Below are 21,741 nucleotides of genomic sequence, written 5' to 3' on the forward strand. Positions count from 1 at the left end.
TCACCGTGGCACGCAAGACTCCACTGAATCGCTATCGTAATATCGGTATCGTGGCGCACGTTGATGCGGGTAAAACCACAACAACCGAGCGCGTACTGTTCTATACGGGTCTGAACCACAAGTTGGGTGAGACGCATGAGGGTGCGTCTACAACTGACTGGATGGAGCAGGAGCAAGAGCGTGGGATCACTATCACCTCTGCTGCAGTAACCACTTTTTGGCGGGGTATGGCTCAGCAGTTCGACGAGCACCGTATCAACATCATCGATACCCCTGGGCACGTTGACTTCACCATTGAAGTCGAGCGTTCGCTGCGTGTTCTCGATGGTGCGGTCGTTGTGCTGTGCGGTTCCTCCGGCGTTCAGCCGCAGACCGAAACCGTATGGCGTCAGGCCAACAAATACGAAGTTCCGCGCATGGTGTTCGTCAACAAGATGGACCGTACCGGCGCTGACTTCTTCATGGTTGTCAACCAGCTGAAAGAGCGTCTGGGTGCCAACGCTGTGCCGATCCAGATCAACTGGGGCACGGAAGAAGACTTCAAGGGCGTTATCGACCTGATCGAGATGAAGGCTATCTTGTGGGACGAAGAAAGCCTGGGCATGAACTTCGAGCTGGTGGACATTCCTGCGGAGCTGCAAGAGACCGCTGAAGAGTACCGCGAGCAGATGGTCGAAGCCGCTGCCGAAGCGTCCGAAGAGCTGATGGACAAGTACCTTGAAGAAGGCGAGCTGAGCGTCGCTGAAATCAAGGCAGGTCTGCGTGCTCGTACACTGGCCAACGAAGTCGTTCTGGTCACCTGTGGTTCTGCGTTCAAGAACAAAGGTGTTCAGGCGGTTCTGGATGGTGTTATCGAGTACATGCCTTCGCCGACAGAAGTCAAGGCGATCGAAGGTGAGCTTGACGACAAGGATGGCACCATTGCCACTCGTGTTGCCGACGACAGCGCTCCGTTCGCCGCTCTGGCGTTCAAGATTGCTACCGACCCCTTCGTAGGTACCCTGACCTTCATTCGCGTCTACTCCGGCGTTCTGAAGTCTGGTGACGGCGTCTACAACTCCGTCAAGCAGAAGAAAGAGCGCGTTGGCCGTATCGTTCAGATGCACGCCAACTCGCGTGAAGAGATCAAGGAAGTACTCGCGGGCGACATCGCGGCCTGTATCGGCCTGAAAGATGTCACCACCGGTGACACCCTGTGCGATATCGACAACAAGATCGTTCTCGAGCGCATGGAGTTCCCGGAGCCGGTTATTTCCGTTGCCGTCGAGCCGAAGTCCAAGGCGGACCAGGAAAAGATGGGTATCGCACTGGGCAAACTGGCCCAGGAAGATCCTTCCTTCCAGGTCAAGACCGACGAAGAGACCGGTCAGACCATCATCTCCGGTATGGGTGAGCTGCACCTGGACATCATCGTTGACCGTATGCGTCGCGAGTTCAAGGTAGAAGCCAATATCGGTAAGCCGCAGGTCGCCTACCGCGAAACCATTCGCGGCAGCGTCGAGCAGGAAGGCAAGTTCGTTCGTCAGTCTGGTGGTCGTGGTCAGTTCGGTCACGTCTGGCTGCGCATCGAGCCGCTGACTGCAGAAGAGAAGGGTGAAGGCGAAGAAGAAATCTTCTTCAAGTTCAACTCTGAAATCGTGGGTGGTGTGGTTCCCAAGGAATACGTCCCTGCGGTTGAAAAGGGTGCTTTCGAGCAGCTGAAAAACGGTGTCATCGCCGGTTACCCGATGATCGACGTCAAAGTCACGCTGTTTGATGGTTCCTACCATGACGTGGACTCGAACGAGACTGCGTTCAAGATTGCTTCTTCCATGGCAGTGAAAGAAGGTGCCCGGAAGGCCAAGGCCGTGCTGCTGGAGCCGGTGATGAAGGTCGAAGTCGTGACCCCCGAAGATTTTATGGGTGACGTCATGGGCGACCTGAACCGTCGTCGCGGCCTGGTGCAGGGCATGGATGACTCTTCCTCTGGTAAAGTCATTCGTGCAACGGTGCCACTGGGTGAGATGTTCGGTTACGCAACCGATCTGCGCTCACAGACCCAGGGCCGTGCGAGCTACTCTATGGAGTTCGCGAAGTACGAGGAGGCGCCCTCCAGCGTCGTTGAAGCCGTCATCAACCAAAACGGTTAACCGTTAGCTAACGTAAAGAGGTTATAGCAGTGGCTAAGGAAAAATTTGAACGTTCCAAACCGCACGTCAACGTCGGCACCATCGGTCACGTCGACCACGGTAAAACGACTCTGACAGCGGCCCTGACCCGCGTGTCTGCTGAGGTTTTCGGCGGCGACTGGCGTGCATTCGATACTATCGATAACGCACCGGAAGAGCGTGAGCGTGGTATCACCATCGCGACTTCTCACGTTGAGTACCAGTCCGAGCAGCGTCACTACGCGCACGTTGACTGCCCGGGGCACGCTGACTACGTCAAGAACATGATCACTGGTGCTGCTCAGATGGACGGCGCTATCCTGGTATGTTCTGCCGCTGACGGCCCCATGCCGCAGACTCGCGAGCACATCCTGCTGTCTCGTCAGGTTGGCGTTCCGTTCATCGTTGTGTTCCTGAACAAAGCGGACATGGTCGATGATGAAGAGCTGCTCGAGCTGGTCGAAATGGAAGTTCGTGAACTTCTGAACGAGTACGACTTCCCGGGTGACGACACGCCGATCATCACTGGTTCTGCGCTGATGGCTCTGAACGGTGAAGACGAGAACGGCATGGGTACCACCGCCGTTACCAACCTGATCAAAGCTCTGGATGACTACATCCCTGAGCCGGAGCGTGCTATCGACCAGCCGTTCCTGATGCCGATCGAAGACGTATTCTCTATCTCTGGCCGTGGTACTGTTGTTACCGGTCGTGTAGAGCGCGGTATCGTTAAAGCCGGTGAAGAAGTGGAAATCGTGGGTATCCGCGACACCACCAAAACTACCGTTACTGGCGTTGAAATGTTCCGTAAGCTGCTCGACGAAGGTCGTGCAGGTGAGAACGTTGGCGCGCTGCTGCGTGGTACCAAGCGTGATGACGTCGAGCGTGGTCAGGTTCTGGCCAAGCCGGGCACCATCAACCCGCACACCACGTTCGAAGCCGAAGTATACGTACTGTCCAAAGAAGAAGGTGGTCGTCACACGCCTTTCTTCAAGGGCTACCGTCCTCAGTTCTACTTCCGTACCACTGACGTAACTGGTACTTGTGAACTGCCGGAAGGCGTTGAAATGGTAATGCCGGGCGATAACATCAAAATGGTTATCACCCTGATCGCTCCGATCGCCATGGACGAAGGTCTGCGCTTCGCTATCCGCGAAGGTGGCCGTACCGTAGGTGCTGGCGTCGTCGCCAAGATCGTCAAGTAAGCTGTTGGCTTGATGATGCAAGGGGGCTCGCAAGAGCCCCCTTTTCTGCGCACCAATCGCAAATGTTTGACATGGCCGATTGGCGTGCCTATAATGCGCATCCTTTGAATGCGTGGGTAGACGGCTCGCGCCGTCGACATCCATTGGAGTTTAGGGCAAATGCAGAACCAAAAGATTCGCATTCGGTTGAAAGCGTTCGACCATCGCCTGATCGATCAGTCCACTGCGGAAATCGTTGAAACCGCTAAGCGTACTGGTGCTCAGGTTCGTGGTCCGATCCCGCTGCCGACCAACCGCGAGCGCTATACCATCCTGATTTCTCCGCACGTCAACAAGGACGCGCGCGATCAGTATGAGATTCGCACTCACAAGCGTGTGCTCGACATCGTTGAGCCGACCGAGAAAACCGTTGATGCGCTGATGAAGCTCGACCTCGCCGCTGGCGTAGACGTGCAAATCAAGCTCGACTAATACACTAGACACTTTGCGGCCCAGCGCTCATCGCCATCTGTCGAGAGCAGCAGCCGCCGCGCCGTGAGGCGCCACACAATGTGCTAGTGGAATGCTCTGGAAAGGGCAGCCATAGCGGGTGATAGCCCCGTACACTATAGGAGACTGAGCATGACTATCGGTTTAGTCGGTATCAAGGCCGGGATGACCCGCGTCTTTACCGAAGACGGCGCATCCGTGCCCGTGACCGTTATTGAAGTTGATCCTAACCGTGTAACGCGCGTCAAGACGCTTGAGTCTGACGGCTACGCAGCGGTTCAGGTCACTACTGGTTCTCGTAAAGCCAAGCACCTCACCAAAGCGCAAGCGGGTCAGTTTGCCAAGGCGGGTGTCGAGGCTGGTCGTTCACTGATGGAATTCCGCCTTGCAGAAGGCGAAGAAGCTCCTGAAGTGGGTGGCGAACTCACCGTATCCCTCTTCGAAGCTGGTCAAAAGATCGACGTGACTGGCACTTCCAAGGGTAAAGGCTTCCAGGGTGCTGTTAAGCGCTGGAACTTCCGTACCCAAGACAACAGCCATGGTAACTCCCTGTCGCATCGTGCGCCGGGTTCTATCGGCATGTGTCAGACACCTGGTCGCGTATTCAAGGGCAAGAAAATGGCCGGTCAAATGGGTAACGCCCGTTGCACCGTACAGAGCCTTGAGATCGTCCGTGTCGACGCCGAGCGTAACCTGCTGCTGATCAAGGGCGCTGTACCGGGAGCGACCGGTAGCAACGTTATCGTTCGCAGCGCCGTGAAAGCTGGCTGAAGGGGATAATTACCAATGAATCTGAATCTTGCTGCAGGCACGGGTACCGTTGAAGTAGCCGACGCCACTTTTGGCAAAGAATTCAACGAAGCGCTGGTGCATCAGGTCGTCACTGCCTATCTGGCAGCTGGTCGTCAGGGTACACGCGCTCAAAAGAGCCGTTCCGACGTGCGTGGCGGTGGTAAGAAGCCGTGGCGTCAGAAGGGTACCGGTCGTGCGCGCGCTGGTACTATCCGCTCTCCGCTGTGGCGCAGTGGTGGTGTTACTTTCGCGGCGCGTCCTCAGGACTACACCCAGAAAGTAAACCGCAAGATGTACCGTGCGGCGATGCGCTCCATCCTGTCTGAGCTGGTACGTCAAGAGCGTTTAGTCGCTATTGAAGAGTTCAGCGTAGAAGCGCCGAAGACCAAGCAGGTAGCTGCCAAGCTGAAAGAGCTCAACCTTGAGAAAGTGTTGATCGTCACTGAAGAAGTCGACGAAACGCTCTATCTGGCCGCACGCAACCTTCCCCACGTTGACGTGGTGGATGTCGCTGCAGCTGATCCGGTGAGCCTGGTTGCCTTTGACAAGGTCCTGGTCACCGTCTCCGCCCTGCGTAAATTCGAGGAGAAGCTGGCATGAACCAGGAACGCGTATTCAAGGTTCTGCTTGGACCGCACGTGACCGAAAAGGCCGCGATGGCAGCCGAGCGCAACCAGTACGTTTTCAAGGTGGCACCCGATGCTACCAAGCCCGAGATCAAGAAAGCCGTTGAAGCACTGTTCGGCAAGAAGGTCGGTGGCGTTCAAGTACTGAACGTCAAGGGTAAAACCAAGCGTACTGCTCACGGCGTTGGCCTGCGTAAGGGTTACCGCAAGGCGTATGTGACCCTGGCTGCGGGTGAAACGCTCGAAGACTTCTCTGGCGCCGAATAAGGGCAGGAGTACGGATAATGGCAATCGTCAAGACCAAACCCACATCCGCCGGTCGTCGCCACGTCGTCAAGATCGTTGGTGAGGAACTGTACAAGGGCCGTGCTTATGCACCGCTTTTGGAAAAACAGTCCAAGTCCGGTGGCCGTAACAACTACGGTCGCATCACCACCCGCCACGTGGGCGGTGGTCACCGTCATCACTATCGGTTGATCGACTTCAAGCGCACCAAGGATGGCATTCCGGCCACCGTTGAGCGTCTGGAACACGACCCGAACCGCAGTGCGCACATTGCACTGCTGAAATATGCCGATGGCGAGCGTCGTTACATCATTGCACCGAAAGGCGTCAGCGCCGGTGACGTGCTGGAATCTGGTGTCAACGCGCCCATCAAGAAAGGCAATGCCTTGCCGCTGCGTAACATCCCGCTCGGTTCTACCGTTCACGGTATCGAACTGAAGCCGGGTAAAGGCGCGCAGATTGCTCGCAGTGCCGGTACTAGCGCTCAGCTGGTTGCTCGTGAAGGTAACTACGCCACCCTGCGTCTTCGCTCTGGCGAAATGCGCAAGGTCCTGGCCGAGTGCCGCGCGACCCTGGGCGAAGTGAGCAACTCCGAGCACAGCCTGCGTCAACTTGGCAAGGCCGGTGCGAAGCGCTGGAGAGGCGTGCGTCCGACAGTTCGCGGCGTCGCGATGAACCCTGTGGATCACCCGCACGGTGGTGGCGAAGGCCGCACCAGCGGTGGCCGTCACCCGGTTACTCCGTGGGGCGTGCCGACCAAGGGTCACAAGACGCGTAAGAACAAGCGCACCGACAAGCTGATCGTACGTCGTCGTAACAAGACGCGTTGATCTAAATTGCCAAGACATTAAGAGGTAACGGCTGTGCCACGTTCACTAAAGAAAGGTCCCTTCATTGACCTTCATCTTTTGAAGAAGGTAGAGGCTGCAGTGGAGAAGAACGACCGTAAACCGATCAAGACCTGGTCGCGTCGTTCGATGATCCTGCCAAACATGGTAGGCCTCACAATCGCTGTCCATAACGGTCGCCAACACGTCCCGGTGCACGTCTCCGAGGAAATGGTTGGTCACAAGCTGGGCGAATTCGCTGCCACTCGCACTTATCGCGGGCATGCGGCGGACAAGAAAGCCAAACGGTAAGCCAGAGAGGATTGAGAGATGGAAGTCACAGCTAAGCTGCGTGGCGCTCGTTTATCCGCCCAGAAGGCCCGTTTGGTGGCTGACCAGGTGCGCGGTAAACCGGTCGCCGAAGCACTCGACCTGCTGACCTTCTCACCGAAGAAGGCTGCCAAGCTAGTCAAGAAAGTGCTGCAGTCCGCCATTGCAAACGCGGAAGAAAATAACGGCATGGATATCGACGAGCTGCGTGTCTCGACCATCTGCGTCGATGAGGGCATGACGCTCAAGCGTATCAAGCCGCGTGCCAAAGGCCGCGCGGATCGTATCTTGAAGCGCACCTGCCACATCACCGTCAAGGTAGCCGAGAAGTAGGAGTCGACCAGATGGGTCAGAAAGTCAATCCAACAGGCATTCGACTGGGCATCGTCAAAGACCATGCTTCTGTCTGGTATGCCGAGCGCGGCGCCTATGCCGATAAGCTCAACAACGATCTCGAAGTGCGCAGCTTCCTGGACGAGCGTCTGAAAAGCGCCTCCGTAAGCCGCATTCACATCGAGCGTCCGGCGAACAATGCCCGCATCACCATTCACACTGCCCGTCCGGGTATCGTGATTGGCAAGAAAGGTGAAGATGTCGACCGTCTGCGTCGTGATCTGACCGAGATGATGGGCGTTCCGGTGCATGTGAACATCGAAGAAGTTCGCAAGCCCGAGCTGGATGCCAAGCTGGTTGCTGCCAACGTGGCAGGTCAGCTTGAGCGTCGCGTCATGTTCCGTCGTGCCATGAAGCGCGCGGTACAGAACGCAATGCGTCTTGGCGCTGGCGGCATCAAGATTCAGCTGTCAGGTCGTCTGGGTGGCGCCGAAATCGCACGTACCGAATGGTACCGCGAAGGTCGCGTTCCGCTGCACACTCTGCGTGCGGACATCGACTACGCCACTTACGAAGCTCACACCACCTACGGCGTCATCGGCGTCAAAGTGTGGATCTTCAAGGGTGAAATCCTCGGCGGTATCGAGGAAGTACGTGCCAAGGCCAAGCAACAGCAACAGCCTGCCGGCAACGCGCCCAAGAAGAAAGGTTCCAGGTAAGGGGAGAGCGAGTCGATGTTACAGCCCAAGCGTATGAAATTCCGCAAGATGATGAAAGGCCGCAACCGTGGCCTGGCGCATCGCGGAAGCAAGATCAGCTTCGGGGAGTACGGTCTCAAGGCAACCGGTCGTGGCCGCATCACTGCGCGTCAGATCGAAGCTGGCCGTCGTGCGATCACACGTCACGTCAAGCGTGGCGGTAAAATCTGGATCCGCGTTTTCCCTGACAAGCCGATTTCCAAGAAGCCGCTCGAAGTTCGTATGGGTAAGGGTAAAGGTTCAGTTGAGTACTGGGTAGCCCAGATCCAGCCGGGTCGGGTCCTGTATGAAATTGAAGGTGTATCCGAAGAGCTGGCCCGTGAAGCATTTGAACTGGCCGCCCAGAAGATGCCCCTGTCCACCACCTTTGCGAAACGGACGGTGATGTGATGAAAGCCCAGGAAATTCGTGAAAAGTCCGTAGGAGAGCTCCAAGAGCAGCTCCTCGAGCTCCTCCGCGAGCAGTTTAACCTGCGCATGCAGAAGGCCACTGGCCAACTGAGCCAGACTCATCTGCTCAAGCAGGTCCGTCGGGATATCGCCCGCGTTAAGACTGTGCTCAACGAGAAGGCAGGTGATTGAGATGGCCGAAGAGAAAAAAACACGTACGCTGACCGGCAAGGTGGTCAGCGACAAGATGGACAAGTCCATCGTCGTCATGATCGAGCGTCGTGAGCGTCACCCGATCTACGGAAAATACGTCAAGCGCTCCACCAAGCTGCACGCCCATGATGAGGCGAACCAGGCAAAGGCAGGCGATACGGTTTCCATTCAGGAGTGCCGTCCGCTTTCCAAGAAGAAAGCCTGGACGCTGGTCGAGGTGGTCGAGCAGGCCAAGGGTTAATCCCTTGCGTCTGTTCAACCAGTGCAGTCAGATTAGGTTTGGAGAAAACCGATGATTCAGACTCAGACAATGCTGGATGTCGCCGACAACAGCGGAGCGCGCCGGGTGCAATGCATCAAGGTGCTGGGCGGTTCACACCGTCGCTACGCCCGCGTTGGTGACGTCATTAAAGTAACGGTCAAAGAAGCTATTCCTCGTGGCAAGGTCAAAAAAGGCCAGGTTCTCAAGGCAGTAGTCGTTCGTACCCGTAGTGGCGTCCGTCGTAGTGACGGTTCGCTGATCCGTTTCGATGGAAATGCGGCGGTTTTGTTGAATAACACCAACGAACAGCCGATCGGCACGCGTATCTTCGGGCCGGTAACTCGTGAACTTCGTAATGAGAAGTTCATGAAGATCATTTCCCTAGCGCCTGAAGTGCTGTAAGGAGCGAGGCGGATATGCAAAAGATCAAACGTGACGATGAAGTCATCGTCATCGCCGGGAAGGATAAGGGCAAGCGTGGCACTGTGAAGCGGGTACTTGAAAACCGTTTCGTGGTGTCCGGTGTGAATATGATCAAGCGTCACACCAAGCCTAATCCCATGGCGGGAAATCAGGGCGGTATCGTCGAGCGTGAGGCTCCGATTCACGCGTCCAACGTAGCCATCTTCAATTCGGAGACCGGTAAGGCGGATCGCGTCGGCTTCCAGGTGAAGGAAGACGGTACCAAGGTACGTATCTACAAGTCGACGCAGACGCAGATCGACGCCTAACGCGAGTCGGGTAGCATAATGGCGAACTTGAAAGAACGTTATCAAAACGAGGTGGTAGCTCAACTCAAAGAGCAGTTCAGCTACGCCAACGTAATGCAGGTACCCCGGATCACGAAAGTGACTCTGAACATGGGTATCGGCGAAGCGGTCAGCGACAAAAAGCTGATCGACAATGCCATCGGCGACCTGGAGAAGCTTTCCGGTCAGAAGCCGCTGGTGACCAAGGCACGCAAGTCCATCGCGGGCTTCAAGGTGCGCGAAGGTTGGCCGATCGGTATCAAAGTGACACTGCGCTCCGAGCGTATGTGGGACTTCCTGGACCGTCTGGTGAACATTGCCATCCCACGCGTGCGTGACTTCCGTGGTCTCAACCCGAAGTCCTTCGACGGTCGCGGCAACTACTCCATGGGTGTGCGTGAGCAGATCATCTTCCCGGAGATCGAATATGATAAAGTCGATCGTGTACGGGGACTGGACGTCACTATCACTACTACCGCCAACACCGACGAGGAAGGTCGTGCGCTGCTTGCAGCACTGAACTTCCCGTTCAAGAAATAAGGGTTGGATCATGGCTAAGAAAAGTATGATAGAGCGTGAGCTCAAGCGTACTCAGCTAGTCGAGAAGTTTGCGGCTAAGCGCGCAGAGCTCAAGAAAATCATCTCGGACGTGAACGCTTCTGAAGAAGATCGTTTCGAGGCGACGCTGAAGCTGCAGCAACTGCCGCGCGACTCCAGCCCGGTGCGTCAGCGTAACCGCTGCCGCGTGACTGGCCGTCCGCACGGCTTTTACAACAAGTTCGGCCTCGGCCGTAACAAGCTGCGTGAAGCCGCCATGCGTGGCGACGTCCCTGGCCTCAAAAAGTCCAGCTGGTAACGCCACGTAGAATCATCAGGAGCGCACATTAAATGAGCATGCAAGACACTCTGGCGGATATGTTTACCCGTATCCGCAATGCGCAGATGGCCACCAAGGAGACGGCTACCATGCCGTCCTCCAAACTGAAAGTCGAAGTGGCCCGAGTGCTAAAGGAAGAAGGCTACATTACCGACTTTACGGTGGCTGAAGGCGTCAAACCCGAGCTGACCGTTACTCTCAAGTACTTTGAGGGTAAGCCGGTTATCGAGCACATTCAGCGGGTTTCCAAGCCGTCTCTGCGTCAGTACAAGGGCAAGGACAACCTGCCCAAGGTAGCCGATGGCCTGGGTATCGCGATTGTCACCACCTCTAATGGTGTCATGACCGATCGTGCCGCGCGCCAGGCTGGCGTCGGTGGCGAAGTCATCTGCACCGTATTCTAGGAGGCTGGAATGTCCCGCATAGCGAAATATCCGGTTAAAGTGCCTGCTGGCGTTGATGTCAAAATCGATGCTGGCCAGCTGACCGCCAAAGGCGGCCAGGGCACGCTGTCTATGCCCATTCACCAGGACGTGGTGATTGGTCAAGAAGACGGCCAGCTGACCTTCGCCCCGAGTGAGTCTGCCAAGAGCTGGGCAATGGCCGGTACTACCCGCGCCTTGGTTCAGAACCTGGTTACGGGCGTATCCGAGGGTTTCACAAAAACTCTCGAAATTGTTGGCGTCGGTTATCGTGCCCAAGCTAAGGGCCAGACGCTCAATCTTTCACTGGGCTTCTCGCACCCGGTCGACTACGAACTGCCTAAAGGTGTTACAGCGGAAACGCCGAAGAACACCGTGATCGTGCTGAAAAGCGCGGACAAGCAGATGCTCGGTCAGTGCGCCGCGGAAATCCGCGCCTTCCGTCCGCCTGAGCCGTACAAAGGCAAGGGTGTACGTTACGCCGACGAGCAGGTGCGTCGCAAAGAAGCCAAGAAGAAGTAAGGCAGGGTTATGAACGCGAAGAAAGAATCTCGTCTCCGTCGTGCCCGCCGCGCTCGCGCCAAGATCCGCGAGCTGGGCGTGTATCGCCTGTGCGTCAACCGTACCCCGCGTCACATCTATGCGCAGATTATCTCGCCGGATGGTGGCAAGGTGCTGGCCAGCGCTTCTACGCTGGACAAAGCACTGCGCGAGGGTGCGACCGGTAACTCAGACGCGGCCTCCAAGGTTGGCGCTCTGATTGCCGAACGCGCTAAAGAAGCAGGCATCACCCAGGTGGCCTTCGACCGTGCTGGCTTTAAGTATCACGGTCGCGTCAAGGCTCTGGCCGACGCCGCACGTGAAGGCGGCCTGGAATTCTAAAGGGTTTTACGATGGCGAAGAACGAACAGCAAAACGGTGATCTGCAGGAGAAGTTAGTGCAGGTCAACCGCGTCGCCAAGGTGGTCAAGGGTGGTCGTATTTTCGGCTTCACCGCACTGACCGTCGTAGGTGATGGTAAAGGTCGTGTCGGTTTCGGTCGTGGCAAGGCGCGTGAAGTGCCGGTCGCAATCCAGAAAGCGATGGACCAGGCTCGTCGCAACATGGTCAAGGTCAACCTTGCAGGTCACACACTGCAGTACCCGGTAAAAGCCCGTCACGGTGCTTCCAAGGTGTACATGCAGCCGGCCTCCGAAGGTACTGGTATCATCGCTGGTGGCGCCATGCGTTCCGTACTGGAACTGGCAGGCGTTCACGATGTACTGGCCAAGTGCTACGGTTCCACCAACCCGGTTAACGTGGTGCGGGCGACTGTCAAAGGTCTCTCTGCCATGCAAGCACCGGAAGACATTGCCGCCAAGCGCGGTCTGTCTGTCGAAGCGATCACGGGGTAAGGCACCATGGCAGCAACGATCAAGGTTACCCAGATCCGCAGCACCATCGGCGTTTTGCCCAAGCACAAGGCTACTATGAAAGGCCTGGGCCTGCGTCGCATCGGTCATACGGTTGAGCTGGAAGACACCCCTGCCGTACGCGGCATGATCCACAAGGTTAACTACCTTGTGCGCGTTGAGGGAGAGTAATCCATGAAACTCAATACCCTGAGCCCGGCACCGGGCTCCAAACACGCTGAAAAGCGCGTTGGTCGTGGTATCGGTTCCGGTCTGGGCAAGACCGGTGGCCGTGGCCACAAAGGTCAGAAATCACGCAGTGGCGGTAGCGTCAAGCCTGGTTTCGAAGGCGGTCAGATGCCGCTGCAGCGTCGTTTGCCGAAGTTTGGCTTCACGTCTGCCAAGTCGCTGGTATCTGAAGAAGTACGCCTGGCGGAACTTGCCAAGGTTGCCGGTGACGAAGTCACCATGGAAACCCTGAAGCAAGCCAACGTGCTGAAGGATGCGACGCTGCATGCGAAGATCATCCTTTCTGGCGAACTGAACAAAGCGGTTACCGTTCGTGGAATCAAGGTCACCAAAGGTGCCCGTGAAGCGATCGTAGCCGCTGGCGGCAAGGTAGAGGACTAAATGGCCAAGTCAGGAAACATGCCGGCGATGGGCAGCGGTCTGAGTGAACTGTGGGCGCGTTTGCGCTTCGTGCTCCTCGCCATCGTGGTGTACCGTATCGGTGCCCACATTCCCGTTCCCGGTATCAATCCTGACCAGCTTGCTGCCTTGTTCAGGGAGCAACAGGGCACCATCCTGGGCATGTTCAACATGTTCTCGGGTGGCGCCCTGGAGCGCATGAGCGTCCTCGCCCTGGGCATCATGCCCTATATTTCGGCGTCGATTATCATGCAGCTGATGACTGCAGTCTCCCCTCATCTTGAACAGCTCAAGAAAGAGGGCGAGGCTGGCCGCCGCAAGATTAGCCAGTACACCCGCTACGGCACGGTGCTACTGGCTTTTGTCCAGGCTACCGGCATGTCCGTGGGTCTGGCTAGCCAAGGCATCGCTTACAGCGCTGACTTCAGCTTCTATTTCACCGCCATCATCACGTTTGTGTCGGGTGCGGTGTTTATGATGTGGCTAGGTGAGCAGATCACCGAGAAGGGCATCGGCAACGGTATTTCGCTGCTGATCTTCGCGGGGATCGTCGCTGGGCTGCCCAGTGCCGTGGGGCAAGCCTTCGAGCTTGCTCGTAACGAAGGGGCCTGGAATGTTCTTCCGCTGTTAGCGCTGTCCGTGCTAGGTATTGCCACCGTGGCATTCGTGGTGTTCATCGAGCGTGGCCAACGCCGCCTCAAGGTGAACTACCCACGTCGCCAAGTGGGCAACAAGATGTATGCAGGTCAAAGCAGCTACTTGCCGTTGAAGGTGAACATGGCGGGCGTCATTCCCGCGATCTTTGCCTCTAGTATCCTACTCTTCCCGGCCTCTATCGGTCAGTGGGTAGGCGCTGGCGAAGGCATGGAGTGGTTGCAGCGTGCCTCGCAGGCGTTAGGCCCTGGCCAACCGCTTTACATCTTGCTTTTCGCTGCGGCAGTGGTATTCTTCTGCTTCTTTTACACAGCGCTGGTCTTCAACCCCAAGGATGTGGCTGACAATCTCAAAAAGTCAGGCGCTTTCCTGCCGGGCATTCGCCCCGGCGAGCAGACCGCTCGCTATATCGACAAAGTGATGACTCGTCTCACTCTGTTCGGTGCCTTGTATATCACTGCGGTTTCCCTGATGCCCCAGTTCCTGATCGTAGCATGGAACGTTCCGTTCTTCTTTGGCGGTACGTCGCTGCTGATCGTGGTAGTGGTCATCATGGACTTCATGGCCCAGGTGCAGTCGCATCTCATGTCGCATCAATATGACTCAGTGATGAAGAAGTCCAACCTGAAAGGCTACGGTAGCGGCGGCATCATGCGCTGAGGCGCCCCTAACGAATTGGCGCGCCGCGAGCCGTTTTTGGAGAAAGAACGATGAAAGTTCGAGCTTCCGTAAAGAAGATGTGCCGTAACTGCAAGATCATTCGTCGCAATGGCGCTGTACGTGTCATCTGTGTCGAGCCGCGGCACAAACAGCGTCAGGGTTAAACCTGGGCTGTTTTAAGCGGGTGCAGGCATACCCCTTGCCTTCGGGCTCCTAAAGGGGTATGCTGTTGCGCCTTTTGTAGATGAATAAACGAGCAAGCCGCTCAAATTTCGGAGTAAGCTGATGGCCCGTATTGCAGGCGTCAATATCCCGGACAACAAGCATGCGGCGATCTCGCTGACCTATATCTTCGGGATTGGCCGTACTCGCGCTCAACACATCTGTGTTGCTGCCGGTATCGCGCCGACTACCAAGATCGTAGACCTGTCTGGCGACGAGCTGGACACCCTGCGTTCTGAAGTTGGTAAGTACACCGTAGAAGGCGACCTTCGTCGTGATGTCACGCTTAACATCAAGCGTCTCATGGACTTAGGCTGCTACCGTGGTCTGCGTCATCGTCGTAGTCTTCCGCTGCGTGGTCAGCGGACCAAGACTAACGCGCGTACCCGTAAGGGCCCGCGTAAGCCGATCCGCAAATAACACGCAGGCTCTTTAATCGAGAGCTGACGTTAAGACAGGAATAGACATCAACATGGCTAACCCGCGTAGTAACCGTAAAAAGGTTAAAAAGCAGGTAGTGGACGCCGTCGCGCACATCCATGCCTCTTTTAACAACACGATCGTGACGATCACAGACCGCCAGGGCAATGCTCTCTCTTGGGCAACAGCCGGTGGTTCGGGTTTTCGTGGTTCTCGCAAGAGCACCCCGTTCGCTGCGCAAGTTGCAAGCGAACGTGCAGCAACTGCTGCAGCCGAGTATGGTGTGAAAAACGTAGACGTGCTGGTCAAGGGCCCCGGTCCCGGCCGTGAATCCGCCGTGCGCGCACTGAACGCCGCCGGCTTCCGCGTGCAAAGCATCGTAGACGCGACGCCCATCCCCCACAATGGCTGCCGTCCGCCGAAGAAACGCCGCGTTTAAGGAGACAGATTCATGGCTCGTTATATTGGACCGAAGTGCAAACTGTCTCGTCGTGAGGGCACCGATCTCTTCCTGAAGAGTGGCGTGACTCCCTTCGAGAAAAAGTGTAAATCCGAGCAGATCCCGGGTGTACACGGCCAGCGTCGTCAGCGTCTTTCCGACTACGGCTTGCAGCTTCGCGAGAAGCAGAAAGTACGCCGTATGTATGGCGTACTCGAAAAGCAGTTCCGCAACTACTACAAAGAAGCCGCTCGCCTGAAAGGTGCGACCGGTGAAGTACTGTTGCAACTGCTTGAATCCCGACTGGATAACGTCGTCTACCGCATGGGCTTCGGCTCGACTCGCTCTGAAGCGCGTCAGCTGGTCAGCCACAAGGCGATTTCCGTCAACGGCCGCACCGTTAACGTTGCTTCCTACCAAGTGAAGCCGGGTGACGTGGTAGCTGTTCGTGAAAAGGCGAAGAACCAGGCTCGTATCCAAAGCGCGTTGAGCATTGCTGCCAACCGTGGCGATATCACCTGGATCGAAATCGACGCCAAGAAGATGGAAGGCACTTTCAAGGCTCTGCCTGAACGCGGTGACCTGACTGCCGACATCAACGAAAACCTGATCGTCGAGCTGTACTCCAAGTAAGCAGTCTGTTTGTTGCTTCTGCTTCTTGAGGCCTGGGCGGGATAGCAAAGCTAACCGCCCAGATGCTCTTGAGTATTGTGCTTTAGAGTACTCAGTATCCGTTTGGCAGCCTGAAAGGTGTTCATATGCAGCGTTCAGTGACAGAGTTTCTTCGCCCCCGCGACATCAAGGTCGAAGAGATCAGCGCACATCATGCCAAAATCGTTCTCGAACCGTTCGAGCGCGGCTTTGGTCACACCCTGGGGAATGCACTTCGTCGCATTCTGCTTTCATCCATGCCCGGCGCTGCCGTGGTAGAGGCTGAAATCGCCGGTGTAGAGCACGAATACAGTGCGCTCGAAGGGGTGCAGGAAGATGTCATCGAAATCCTCCTGAACTTGAAAGATGTTGCGATCAAGATGCACAGCCGCGATGAGGCGGTGCTCTCGCTGAACAAGCAGGGCCCAGCCGTCGTCACCGCTGGCGACATTGCGCTTGATCATAGCGTCGAAATCGTCAACCCGGACCACGTCATTGCACACGTCAATGAAGGTGCCGAGCTGAAAATTCAGCTTAAGGTCGCGCTGGGTCGTGGTTACGAACCGGCTGACGCTCGTGGCTCTGATGAAGAGACCCGTGCGATTGGCCGCCTGCAGCTGGATGCCACCTTCAGCCCTGTTCGCCGTGTTTCCTACTCGGTCGAAGCCGCTCGTGTCGAGCAGCGTACCGACCTCGATAAGCTGATTATCGACCTGGAAACCGACGGCACCCTGGATCCGGAAGAGGCTATCCGTCGCAGTGCGACCATTCTGCAAGAGCAGCTGGCCGCCTTCGTCGACCTGGAAGCTGACAAAGAGCAGGAAGTCGAAGAGGAAGAGGATCACGTCGATCCGATCCTATTGCGCCCCGTAGACGATCTCGAGTTGACCGTACGCAGCGCTAACTGCCTCAAAGCCGAGAATATCTACTACATCGGTGATCTGATTCAGCGCACGGAAGTGGAGCTGCTGAAGACCCCGAACCTCGGTAAGAAGTCCTTGAATGAAATCAAGGATGTATTGGCAGCGCGCGGCTTGTCCCTCGGCATGCGGCTGGAAAATTGGCCACCCGCTAGCCTGAAGGACGACAAGGCCTCCGCGTAAGCGTCGACTTGAGTCCCAGTTTGGTAAGGAATTACAACCATGCGTCATCGTAAGAGTGGTCGTCATCTGAATCGTACCAGCTCGCACCGTCAGGCCATGTTCAAGAACATGTCTGTCTCGCTGGTCGAACATGAAGTCATCAAGACAACCCTGCCCAAGGCCAAGGAACTGCGTCGCGTTATCGAGCCGCTGATCACCCTGGCTAAGCAGGATAGCGTTGCAAACCGCCGTTTGGCCTTTGCTCGTACGCGCTCCAAAGAAGCCGTCGGCAAACTGTTCAACGAGCTGGGTCCGCGCTACGCTGAGCGTCCGGGTGGTTACATCCGTATTCTCAAGTGCGGTTACCGCACCGGCGACAACGCGCCCATGGCGTACGTTGAGCTCGTAGACCGCCCGGTGGCTGAAGAAGAAGCCGTCGCTGAATAAGCGCTGCTCCTTCTGGTAGGCACAATGAAAACCGACCCTTTGGGGTCGGTTTTTTTGTGCGCCCGGCACGGGCGCACTCCTGGAGGTGCAAGTCCTCCCGTAAGCTGGCCACAGCGAACGAAGCGAAGCGCAACTGCGGAAGGGTGACCAACCGTGGGAAGGAAGCGTGGAGCGTAAACCGCGAGCCGATGAACAAGAACCGGATAGGAGGCGCTGCCGAGCAGGGCGAGCGGGCAAGAAGCCGCGAAGCTCTTGTGGCCAAGGCGACGTAGCGTATATCCGGCGGTTGTGCGGTGAAGGAGTGTGTCCTTACCCGGGGAGATCTCGCCTTATGCCTGAAAGGGCAACGTGACCACACGGAGCGAGAAGTCAGCAGAGGCCGTAGTAGCTCCTCGTCTTTTTTGGAGCAAAGGGCTGAACGAGAAGGAGCGTCAAACGTCTTGTCGATGAGATCAGTAATGCATCAGATGCCCGCGACTGCGGGGCGGGAGAAGGCATGCCAAGGTGAAGCCTTGTCGTCCTGCTCCAGCGATGAAACTGGCCTCCCGCGACAAGTGTCGGAGGACGCAGGGCAAGGTCTGCTTGAGCGGGCCTTCGCAAGAGAGAACATGCTACGTGCATGGAAGCGCGTGCGTGCCAACAAGGGAGCAGCAGGCATCGATGGTCTGGACATTGCTCAGACCGCCGAGCACCTAAGGTGGGCCTGGCCCGATATTCGACAGCAGCTTCTTGCAAGTCGATATTATCCTCAGCCTGTCCGCCGAGTGGCTATTCCGAAGCCAGATGGAAGCGAACGAGAACTGGGGATACCCACCGTGACTGACCGTCTTATCCAACAGGCACTGCTGCAAGTTCTACAACCGCTGATCGATCCTACTTTTAGCGAGCACAGCTACGGCTTCCGTCCGGGCCGCCGTGCCCATGATGCCGTACAAGCTGCTCAGCGCTTCGCCCAACAGGGTTACCACACCGTTGTTGATGTTGACTTGTCACGATTCTTTGACCGAGTCAATCATGACATCCTGATAGACCGCCTGAGGAAACGCATCCAGGATAATCGTGTTATCCATCTGGTTCGTGCGTATTTGAATGCGGGAATAATGGAAGGAGGGGTGGTCATTCATCGGCATGAGGGGACGCCGCAGGGTGGCCCATTATCGCCGCTACTGGCCAATATCCTGCTGGATGAGGTGGATCGCACACTGGAACATCGCGGCCACCACTTTGCTCGCTATGCCGACGACTGCAACGTTTACGTGCGTAGCCAGAAAGCAGGGGAGCGAGTCATGGCTTTGCTACGACGCTGTTACAGTAAGCTGCGCTTGACGATCAATGAGTCCAAGAGTGCGGTCACCAGCGTGTTTGGCCGCAAGTTCCTGGGCTACGCCCTGTGGGAAGCCAAGGGTGGAGATGTCCGACGTGGTATATCAGCCAAAGCGTTGGGGACATTTAAACAGCGGATTAGGCAACTGACACGCCGAAATGGCGGGCGCAGTATCGCACAGGTCGTCGCCTATCTACGACGCTACCTTTTAGGCTGGCAAGGCTACTTTAAGCTGTCGCAAACACCTCGTATCTGGAGGTCGCTGGACGGGTGGATACGAAGACGTTTAAGAGCTTTGCACCTAAAGCAATGGCGTCGGGGTAAGACGATTTATCGTGAGCTGCTGCGTCTTGGCGCGACGCCGAGGGTAGCACAATCGGTGGCGGCGTTGAGTCGTCGTTGGTGGCACAACAGTCTGTCGGGAGTCCATCATGTATTAACGGTGGCCTACTTTGATCGGTTGGGCGTGCCCCGTCTCTCATAACCTCAACTTCTCGAACCGCCCGGTGCGGACCCGCATGCCGGGTGGTGTGGCAGGGGATCGGTCAGCCATGCTGACCGCCCCTATGCCGATATATCTGCGCTTTTTCCGCTGCTTTATCGAGATGAATGCTCTATGGGAAGATCTATTTAACGATAAGGCATGCTAGGCTAATGCAGCAGCCGTATGAATGGCCAAGTGTCGGGCAGTGTGATCAATCAGTAAGAGGTCGGTATGGCAACAATACGGGGAGTGAGCACAGGGGTTTGGGCGGCGCACTGGCTACTGGTCATGCTGATGATGACGCTGATGGGTAGCGCCAACGCCCAGGCGAATCCTCGTTATGCAGGCATCGTTGTGGATCTCGAAAACGGCGAAGTGCTATACGCTGAAAATGCTGACGAGCCACGCTATCCTGCGTCGCTCACGAAAATGATGACGCTCTACCTAACATTCGAAGCGCTGGAGGAGGGAAGGCTAAGCCTCGATCAGCCGTTGCCCGTTTCTGCTCAGGCGGCTGCCATGCCGGCGACCAAACTATGGCTGTCGGCCGGTAGCTCCATTCCTGTGGATACGGCGATTCGTGCGCTAGCCGTGCGTTCTGCCAACGATGTGGCGGTCGTGGTGGCAGAGGCACTAGGAGGCAGCGAGCAACGCTTTGCGAACCTGATGACGGCGAAGGCGCGTGAGTTGGGCATGAATGCCACTACCTTCCGCAACGCTTCGGGCTTACCGGATGATCTGCAAATCACCACCGCGCGAGATATGTTGACGCTCTCGGTGCGGGTGATGCAGGACTTTCCCCAGTATTACCACTATTTCGGTTTGCAGGAGTTCACCTACCGCGGTACTCGCCATACCAGCCACAACCGATTGGTGCGTGACTACCCAGGGGCCGATGGCTTAAAAACTGGTTTCATTCGCGCCTCAGGCTTTAACGTGGCCACCACTGCTGTCCATGATGGCCGCCGTATGGTAGCCGTAGTGATGGGTGGATTCAGTTCCTCTTCCCGTGATACCCATATGGCAGATCTGCTAGACCGCAGCTTTATGCGTGCGTCGCTAAGAGATCAACGCTCATGGCTTGCTGATACCAGTTTCTCAAGTGAGTTTATGGGGTTTGCGGGACCAGCCCAACCGCTTACTCAGCCTCGCTCACAACCGATGATGGCTAATATCTCCGCCACGTCGCTATCACCCACACGGCCCATGTCTAACAGTACGCCGGCACAAACCGTTGAGGCCCAGCTTCTCCAAGCGGAGGCCGCACGTGAGGAGGCACCAGAAGCTGCCTCGCAAGATCCACTGCAAGCCTTTATTGAGCGGGAGCGCGTGCTGGCGACGGCACCTCCCACTGCGCAAATGGCCTCTGCTGGCTGGGGCATTCAAGTAGGTGCCTTTAGCCAGGCGGCCCAAGCTGAGCAATTGGCTCGCCAAGCCGCGCAGCGGCTGCCAACGAGCGTGGGAGGCCGCGTTGCCATCGATCCGCTTCAGGGGCCCACGACAGTATTTCGCGCCCGTGTCGTCTCACTGAACGAATCCCAGGCGCGGCAAGCTTGCCAAACGCTTCAGGCGCAGGGCATGGATTGTATGGTGGTCAACGCAAGCCTTTAACCACCGCAGTGGTTCACCGCCCCGCTAATGTACGTTGGCGGGGCTTTTTATTGTATGTCGATGATATCCGAGTAGGACCATAACAATAGCAACACAAGGAGCATGTTTATGACGCCATCCTTAAAAGGCATACTTTGCATGTGCTTAGGCGTGCTGTTTTTAGCACTAGGGGACGCAGTATCAAAGTGGTTAGGGGCGGTGCACTCCCCGATACAAATTATTTTTTTCCGCACGCTAGTATCGTTACCGCTCATTGCTCTGTTGGCTTATTTTGGCGGCGGGCTACGCAAGCTGCGCACCAAGCGGCCAGGCGTTCACCTGCTGCGTGGGTTGATCTACACCGCCACCATGGTGTGCTTTGTGTGGGGGCTAACCCTGTTACCGCTGGCAGAAGCCACCGCCATTGCGTTTGTCGCACCGCTATTTGTCACGCTGCTATCCGTGCCGCTTTTAGGTGAGCGTATTGATCCGCCAGTGCTTGTAGCATCACTGGTAGGCTTTGTGGGCGTGCTGATTGTAGTTCGCCCGGGCGGAGGTGCGTTTCAACTAGGCGCCATGATTATGCTGGCCGCAGCGGTATTTTATGCCCTGATGATGGTCACGGCGCGGCGCTATGGCGCCAACGAGCACCTGTGGGCCATGGTGTTCTACATGACGGCCGTGCCGCTGGTACTGACGGGCCTCAGCCTGCCCTGGGTATGGCAAACGCCCCATCCCTGGCACTGGCTGGGCTTTGCCGCCTCCGGGGTGCTGGGGGTGGGGGCCACGGCGTTCATCACCCTGGCCTTTCGCCATGCGCCCGCCGCCATTGCGGCGCCCTTCGATTACACCGCCATGCTGTGGGCCGTGCTGCTGGGGTGGTGGTTCTGGGGAGAACTGCCGGACGTCTGGGTCTGGGTAGGCAGCGCGCTGATCATGTGCAGCGGTCTGGCCATTGCCTATCACGACCGTCGCACCACCCTGAAACGTCGCCCCACGGCCTGACATGCACCGGGAATTGACCC

General features: G+C 56.9%; 33 protein-coding genes. All 33 read left to right on the forward strand.

Annotated features, from left to right (window positions below; translation table 11 throughout):
* Positions 1-5: 5 nt before the first annotated feature.
* The 33 genes from fusA to RVM26_RS17035 all read left to right on the forward strand — a co-directional run bounded on the left by fusA (position 6) and on the right by RVM26_RS17035 (position 21,721).
* Positions 6-2,129 carry an elongation factor G gene (gene fusA / locus RVM26_RS16875; protein WP_287808240.1) on the forward strand — a complete coding sequence of 708 codons (2,124 nt, stop codon included), beginning with the start codon at positions 6-8 and terminating at the stop codon, positions 2,127-2,129.
* Positions 2,130-2,158: 29 nt separating this feature from the next.
* Positions 2,159-3,352, forward strand: coding sequence for an elongation factor Tu (gene tuf / locus RVM26_RS16880; protein ID WP_039180669.1), 1,194 nt, complete (start codon positions 2,159-2,161; stop codon positions 3,350-3,352).
* 159 nt (positions 3,353-3,511) lie between these two features.
* A complete protein-coding gene (rpsJ, locus tag RVM26_RS16885; protein WP_009098983.1) occupies positions 3,512-3,823 on the forward strand; it encodes a 30S ribosomal protein S10 in 312 nt (103 codons plus the stop codon).
* 150 nt (positions 3,824-3,973) lie between these two features.
* The gene (gene rplC / locus RVM26_RS16890) at positions 3,974-4,612 is read left to right on the forward strand and encodes a 50S ribosomal protein L3 (protein ID WP_039180665.1); all 639 of its coding nucleotides are present in this window, start codon (positions 3,974-3,976) and stop codon (positions 4,610-4,612) included.
* Between the two features lie 15 nt (positions 4,613-4,627).
* Entirely contained in the window at positions 4,628-5,233 is a 606-nt protein-coding gene (gene rplD, locus RVM26_RS16895; RefSeq protein WP_096921646.1) for a 50S ribosomal protein L4, read from the forward strand.
* A complete protein-coding gene (rplW, locus tag RVM26_RS16900) occupies positions 5,230-5,526 on the forward strand; it encodes a 50S ribosomal protein L23 (RefSeq protein ID WP_016915776.1) in 297 nt (98 codons plus the stop codon). The genes rplD and rplW overlap by 4 nt, the downstream gene beginning before the upstream one ends.
* A 17-nt stretch (positions 5,527-5,543) precedes the next feature.
* Positions 5,544-6,374 (forward strand): 50S ribosomal protein L2, encoded by an 831-nt coding sequence (gene rplB, locus RVM26_RS16905; protein WP_016915777.1) that lies wholly within the window; start codon positions 5,544-5,546, stop codon positions 6,372-6,374.
* Between the two features lie 33 nt (positions 6,375-6,407).
* Positions 6,408-6,683 carry a 30S ribosomal protein S19 gene (gene rpsS / locus RVM26_RS16910; RefSeq protein WP_009098993.1) on the forward strand — a complete coding sequence of 92 codons (276 nt, stop codon included), beginning with the start codon at positions 6,408-6,410 and terminating at the stop codon, positions 6,681-6,683.
* 18 nt (positions 6,684-6,701) lie between these two features.
* Complete coding sequence (gene rplV / locus RVM26_RS16915) at positions 6,702-7,034, forward strand: 50S ribosomal protein L22 (RefSeq protein WP_010626471.1); 333 nt, start codon at positions 6,702-6,704, stop codon at positions 7,032-7,034.
* Between the two features lie 11 nt (positions 7,035-7,045).
* Entirely contained in the window at positions 7,046-7,753 is a 708-nt protein-coding gene (rpsC, locus tag RVM26_RS16920; RefSeq protein ID WP_016915778.1) for a 30S ribosomal protein S3, read from the forward strand.
* 15 nt (positions 7,754-7,768) lie between these two features.
* The gene (gene rplP / locus RVM26_RS16925) at positions 7,769-8,182 is read left to right on the forward strand and encodes a 50S ribosomal protein L16 (protein ID WP_007112000.1); all 414 of its coding nucleotides are present in this window, start codon (positions 7,769-7,771) and stop codon (positions 8,180-8,182) included.
* Positions 8,182-8,373, forward strand: coding sequence for a 50S ribosomal protein L29 (gene rpmC / locus RVM26_RS16930; protein WP_016915779.1), 192 nt, complete (start codon positions 8,182-8,184; stop codon positions 8,371-8,373). Before rplP ends, rpmC begins: the two co-directional genes overlap by 1 nt.
* Before the next feature lies 1 nt (position 8,374).
* On the forward strand, positions 8,375-8,635 hold the full coding sequence (gene rpsQ / locus RVM26_RS16935) for a 30S ribosomal protein S17 (RefSeq protein WP_009723897.1): 261 nt from the start codon (positions 8,375-8,377) through the stop codon (positions 8,633-8,635).
* A gap of 51 nt (positions 8,636-8,686) precedes the next feature.
* Positions 8,687-9,058 carry a 50S ribosomal protein L14 gene (gene rplN / locus RVM26_RS16940; RefSeq protein ID WP_009723896.1) on the forward strand — a complete coding sequence of 124 codons (372 nt, stop codon included), beginning with the start codon at positions 8,687-8,689 and terminating at the stop codon, positions 9,056-9,058.
* A 14-nt stretch (positions 9,059-9,072) separates the two neighbouring features.
* On the forward strand, positions 9,073-9,387 hold the full coding sequence (rplX, locus tag RVM26_RS16945; protein WP_009723895.1) for a 50S ribosomal protein L24: 315 nt from the start codon (positions 9,073-9,075) through the stop codon (positions 9,385-9,387).
* 18 nt (positions 9,388-9,405) lie between these two features.
* A complete protein-coding gene (gene rplE, locus RVM26_RS16950; protein ID WP_016915781.1) occupies positions 9,406-9,945 on the forward strand; it encodes a 50S ribosomal protein L5 in 540 nt (179 codons plus the stop codon).
* Positions 9,946-9,955: 10 nt separating this feature from the next.
* Entirely contained in the window at positions 9,956-10,261 is a 306-nt protein-coding gene (gene rpsN / locus RVM26_RS16955) for a 30S ribosomal protein S14 (RefSeq protein ID WP_026001935.1), read from the forward strand.
* 32 nt (positions 10,262-10,293) lie between these two features.
* Entirely contained in the window at positions 10,294-10,686 is a 393-nt protein-coding gene (rpsH, locus tag RVM26_RS16960; RefSeq protein ID WP_009723892.1) for a 30S ribosomal protein S8, read from the forward strand.
* A 9-nt stretch (positions 10,687-10,695) separates the two neighbouring features.
* Complete coding sequence (rplF, locus tag RVM26_RS16965) at positions 10,696-11,226, forward strand: 50S ribosomal protein L6 (protein ID WP_016915784.1); 531 nt, start codon at positions 10,696-10,698, stop codon at positions 11,224-11,226.
* Between the two features lie 9 nt (positions 11,227-11,235).
* Positions 11,236-11,586 (forward strand): 50S ribosomal protein L18, encoded by a 351-nt coding sequence (rplR, locus tag RVM26_RS16970; protein WP_008959159.1) that lies wholly within the window; start codon positions 11,236-11,238, stop codon positions 11,584-11,586.
* An 11-nt stretch (positions 11,587-11,597) separates the two neighbouring features.
* Positions 11,598-12,098, forward strand: coding sequence for a 30S ribosomal protein S5 (gene rpsE / locus RVM26_RS16975; protein ID WP_016915785.1), 501 nt, complete (start codon positions 11,598-11,600; stop codon positions 12,096-12,098).
* A gap of 6 nt (positions 12,099-12,104) precedes the next feature.
* Positions 12,105-12,287, forward strand: a complete 183-nt coding sequence (gene rpmD / locus RVM26_RS16980; protein WP_009723888.1) for a 50S ribosomal protein L30 — start codon at positions 12,105-12,107, stop codon at positions 12,285-12,287.
* 3 nt (positions 12,288-12,290) lie between these two features.
* Positions 12,291-12,725, forward strand: coding sequence for a 50S ribosomal protein L15 (gene rplO / locus RVM26_RS16985; RefSeq protein WP_016915786.1), 435 nt, complete (start codon positions 12,291-12,293; stop codon positions 12,723-12,725).
* Positions 12,726-14,057: a preprotein translocase subunit SecY gene (secY, locus tag RVM26_RS16990; RefSeq protein WP_016915787.1), complete on the forward strand. Its 1,332-nt coding sequence runs from the start codon at positions 12,726-12,728 to the stop codon at positions 14,055-14,057.
* Positions 14,058-14,107: 50 nt separating this feature from the next.
* Positions 14,108-14,221: a 50S ribosomal protein L36 gene (gene rpmJ, locus RVM26_RS16995; RefSeq protein ID WP_081139244.1), complete on the forward strand. Its 114-nt coding sequence runs from the start codon at positions 14,108-14,110 to the stop codon at positions 14,219-14,221.
* A 121-nt stretch (positions 14,222-14,342) separates the two neighbouring features.
* Complete coding sequence (rpsM, locus tag RVM26_RS17000; RefSeq protein ID WP_039180640.1) at positions 14,343-14,699, forward strand: 30S ribosomal protein S13; 357 nt, start codon at positions 14,343-14,345, stop codon at positions 14,697-14,699.
* Between the two features lie 52 nt (positions 14,700-14,751).
* Positions 14,752-15,138, forward strand: coding sequence for a 30S ribosomal protein S11 (gene rpsK, locus RVM26_RS17005; RefSeq protein WP_009099028.1), 387 nt, complete (start codon positions 14,752-14,754; stop codon positions 15,136-15,138).
* 12 nt (positions 15,139-15,150) lie between these two features.
* Entirely contained in the window at positions 15,151-15,771 is a 621-nt protein-coding gene (rpsD, locus tag RVM26_RS17010) for a 30S ribosomal protein S4 (RefSeq protein ID WP_016915789.1), read from the forward strand.
* Between the two features lie 125 nt (positions 15,772-15,896).
* Positions 15,897-16,892, forward strand: coding sequence for a DNA-directed RNA polymerase subunit alpha (locus RVM26_RS17015; protein ID WP_016915790.1), 996 nt, complete (start codon positions 15,897-15,899; stop codon positions 16,890-16,892).
* 39 nt (positions 16,893-16,931) lie between these two features.
* Complete coding sequence (gene rplQ / locus RVM26_RS17020; RefSeq protein WP_044628819.1) at positions 16,932-17,318, forward strand: 50S ribosomal protein L17; 387 nt, start codon at positions 16,932-16,934, stop codon at positions 17,316-17,318.
* 608 nt (positions 17,319-17,926) lie between these two features.
* A complete protein-coding gene (ltrA, locus tag RVM26_RS17025; RefSeq protein ID WP_254893789.1) occupies positions 17,927-19,126 on the forward strand; it encodes a group II intron reverse transcriptase/maturase in 1,200 nt (399 codons plus the stop codon).
* A gap of 231 nt (positions 19,127-19,357) precedes the next feature.
* Positions 19,358-20,737 carry a serine hydrolase gene (locus RVM26_RS17030; RefSeq protein ID WP_498939796.1) on the forward strand — a complete coding sequence of 460 codons (1,380 nt, stop codon included), beginning with the start codon at positions 19,358-19,360 and terminating at the stop codon, positions 20,735-20,737.
* A 108-nt stretch (positions 20,738-20,845) separates the two neighbouring features.
* Positions 20,846-21,721 carry a DMT family transporter gene (locus RVM26_RS17035; RefSeq protein WP_498939798.1) on the forward strand — a complete coding sequence of 292 codons (876 nt, stop codon included), beginning with the start codon at positions 20,846-20,848 and terminating at the stop codon, positions 21,719-21,721.
* Positions 21,722-21,741: the final 20 nt, after the last annotated feature.

The organism is Halomonas sp. KM072 (genome assembly GCF_050710315.1).
Classification (GTDB): Bacteria; Pseudomonadota; Gammaproteobacteria; order Pseudomonadales; family Halomonadaceae; genus Vreelandella; species Vreelandella hamiltonii.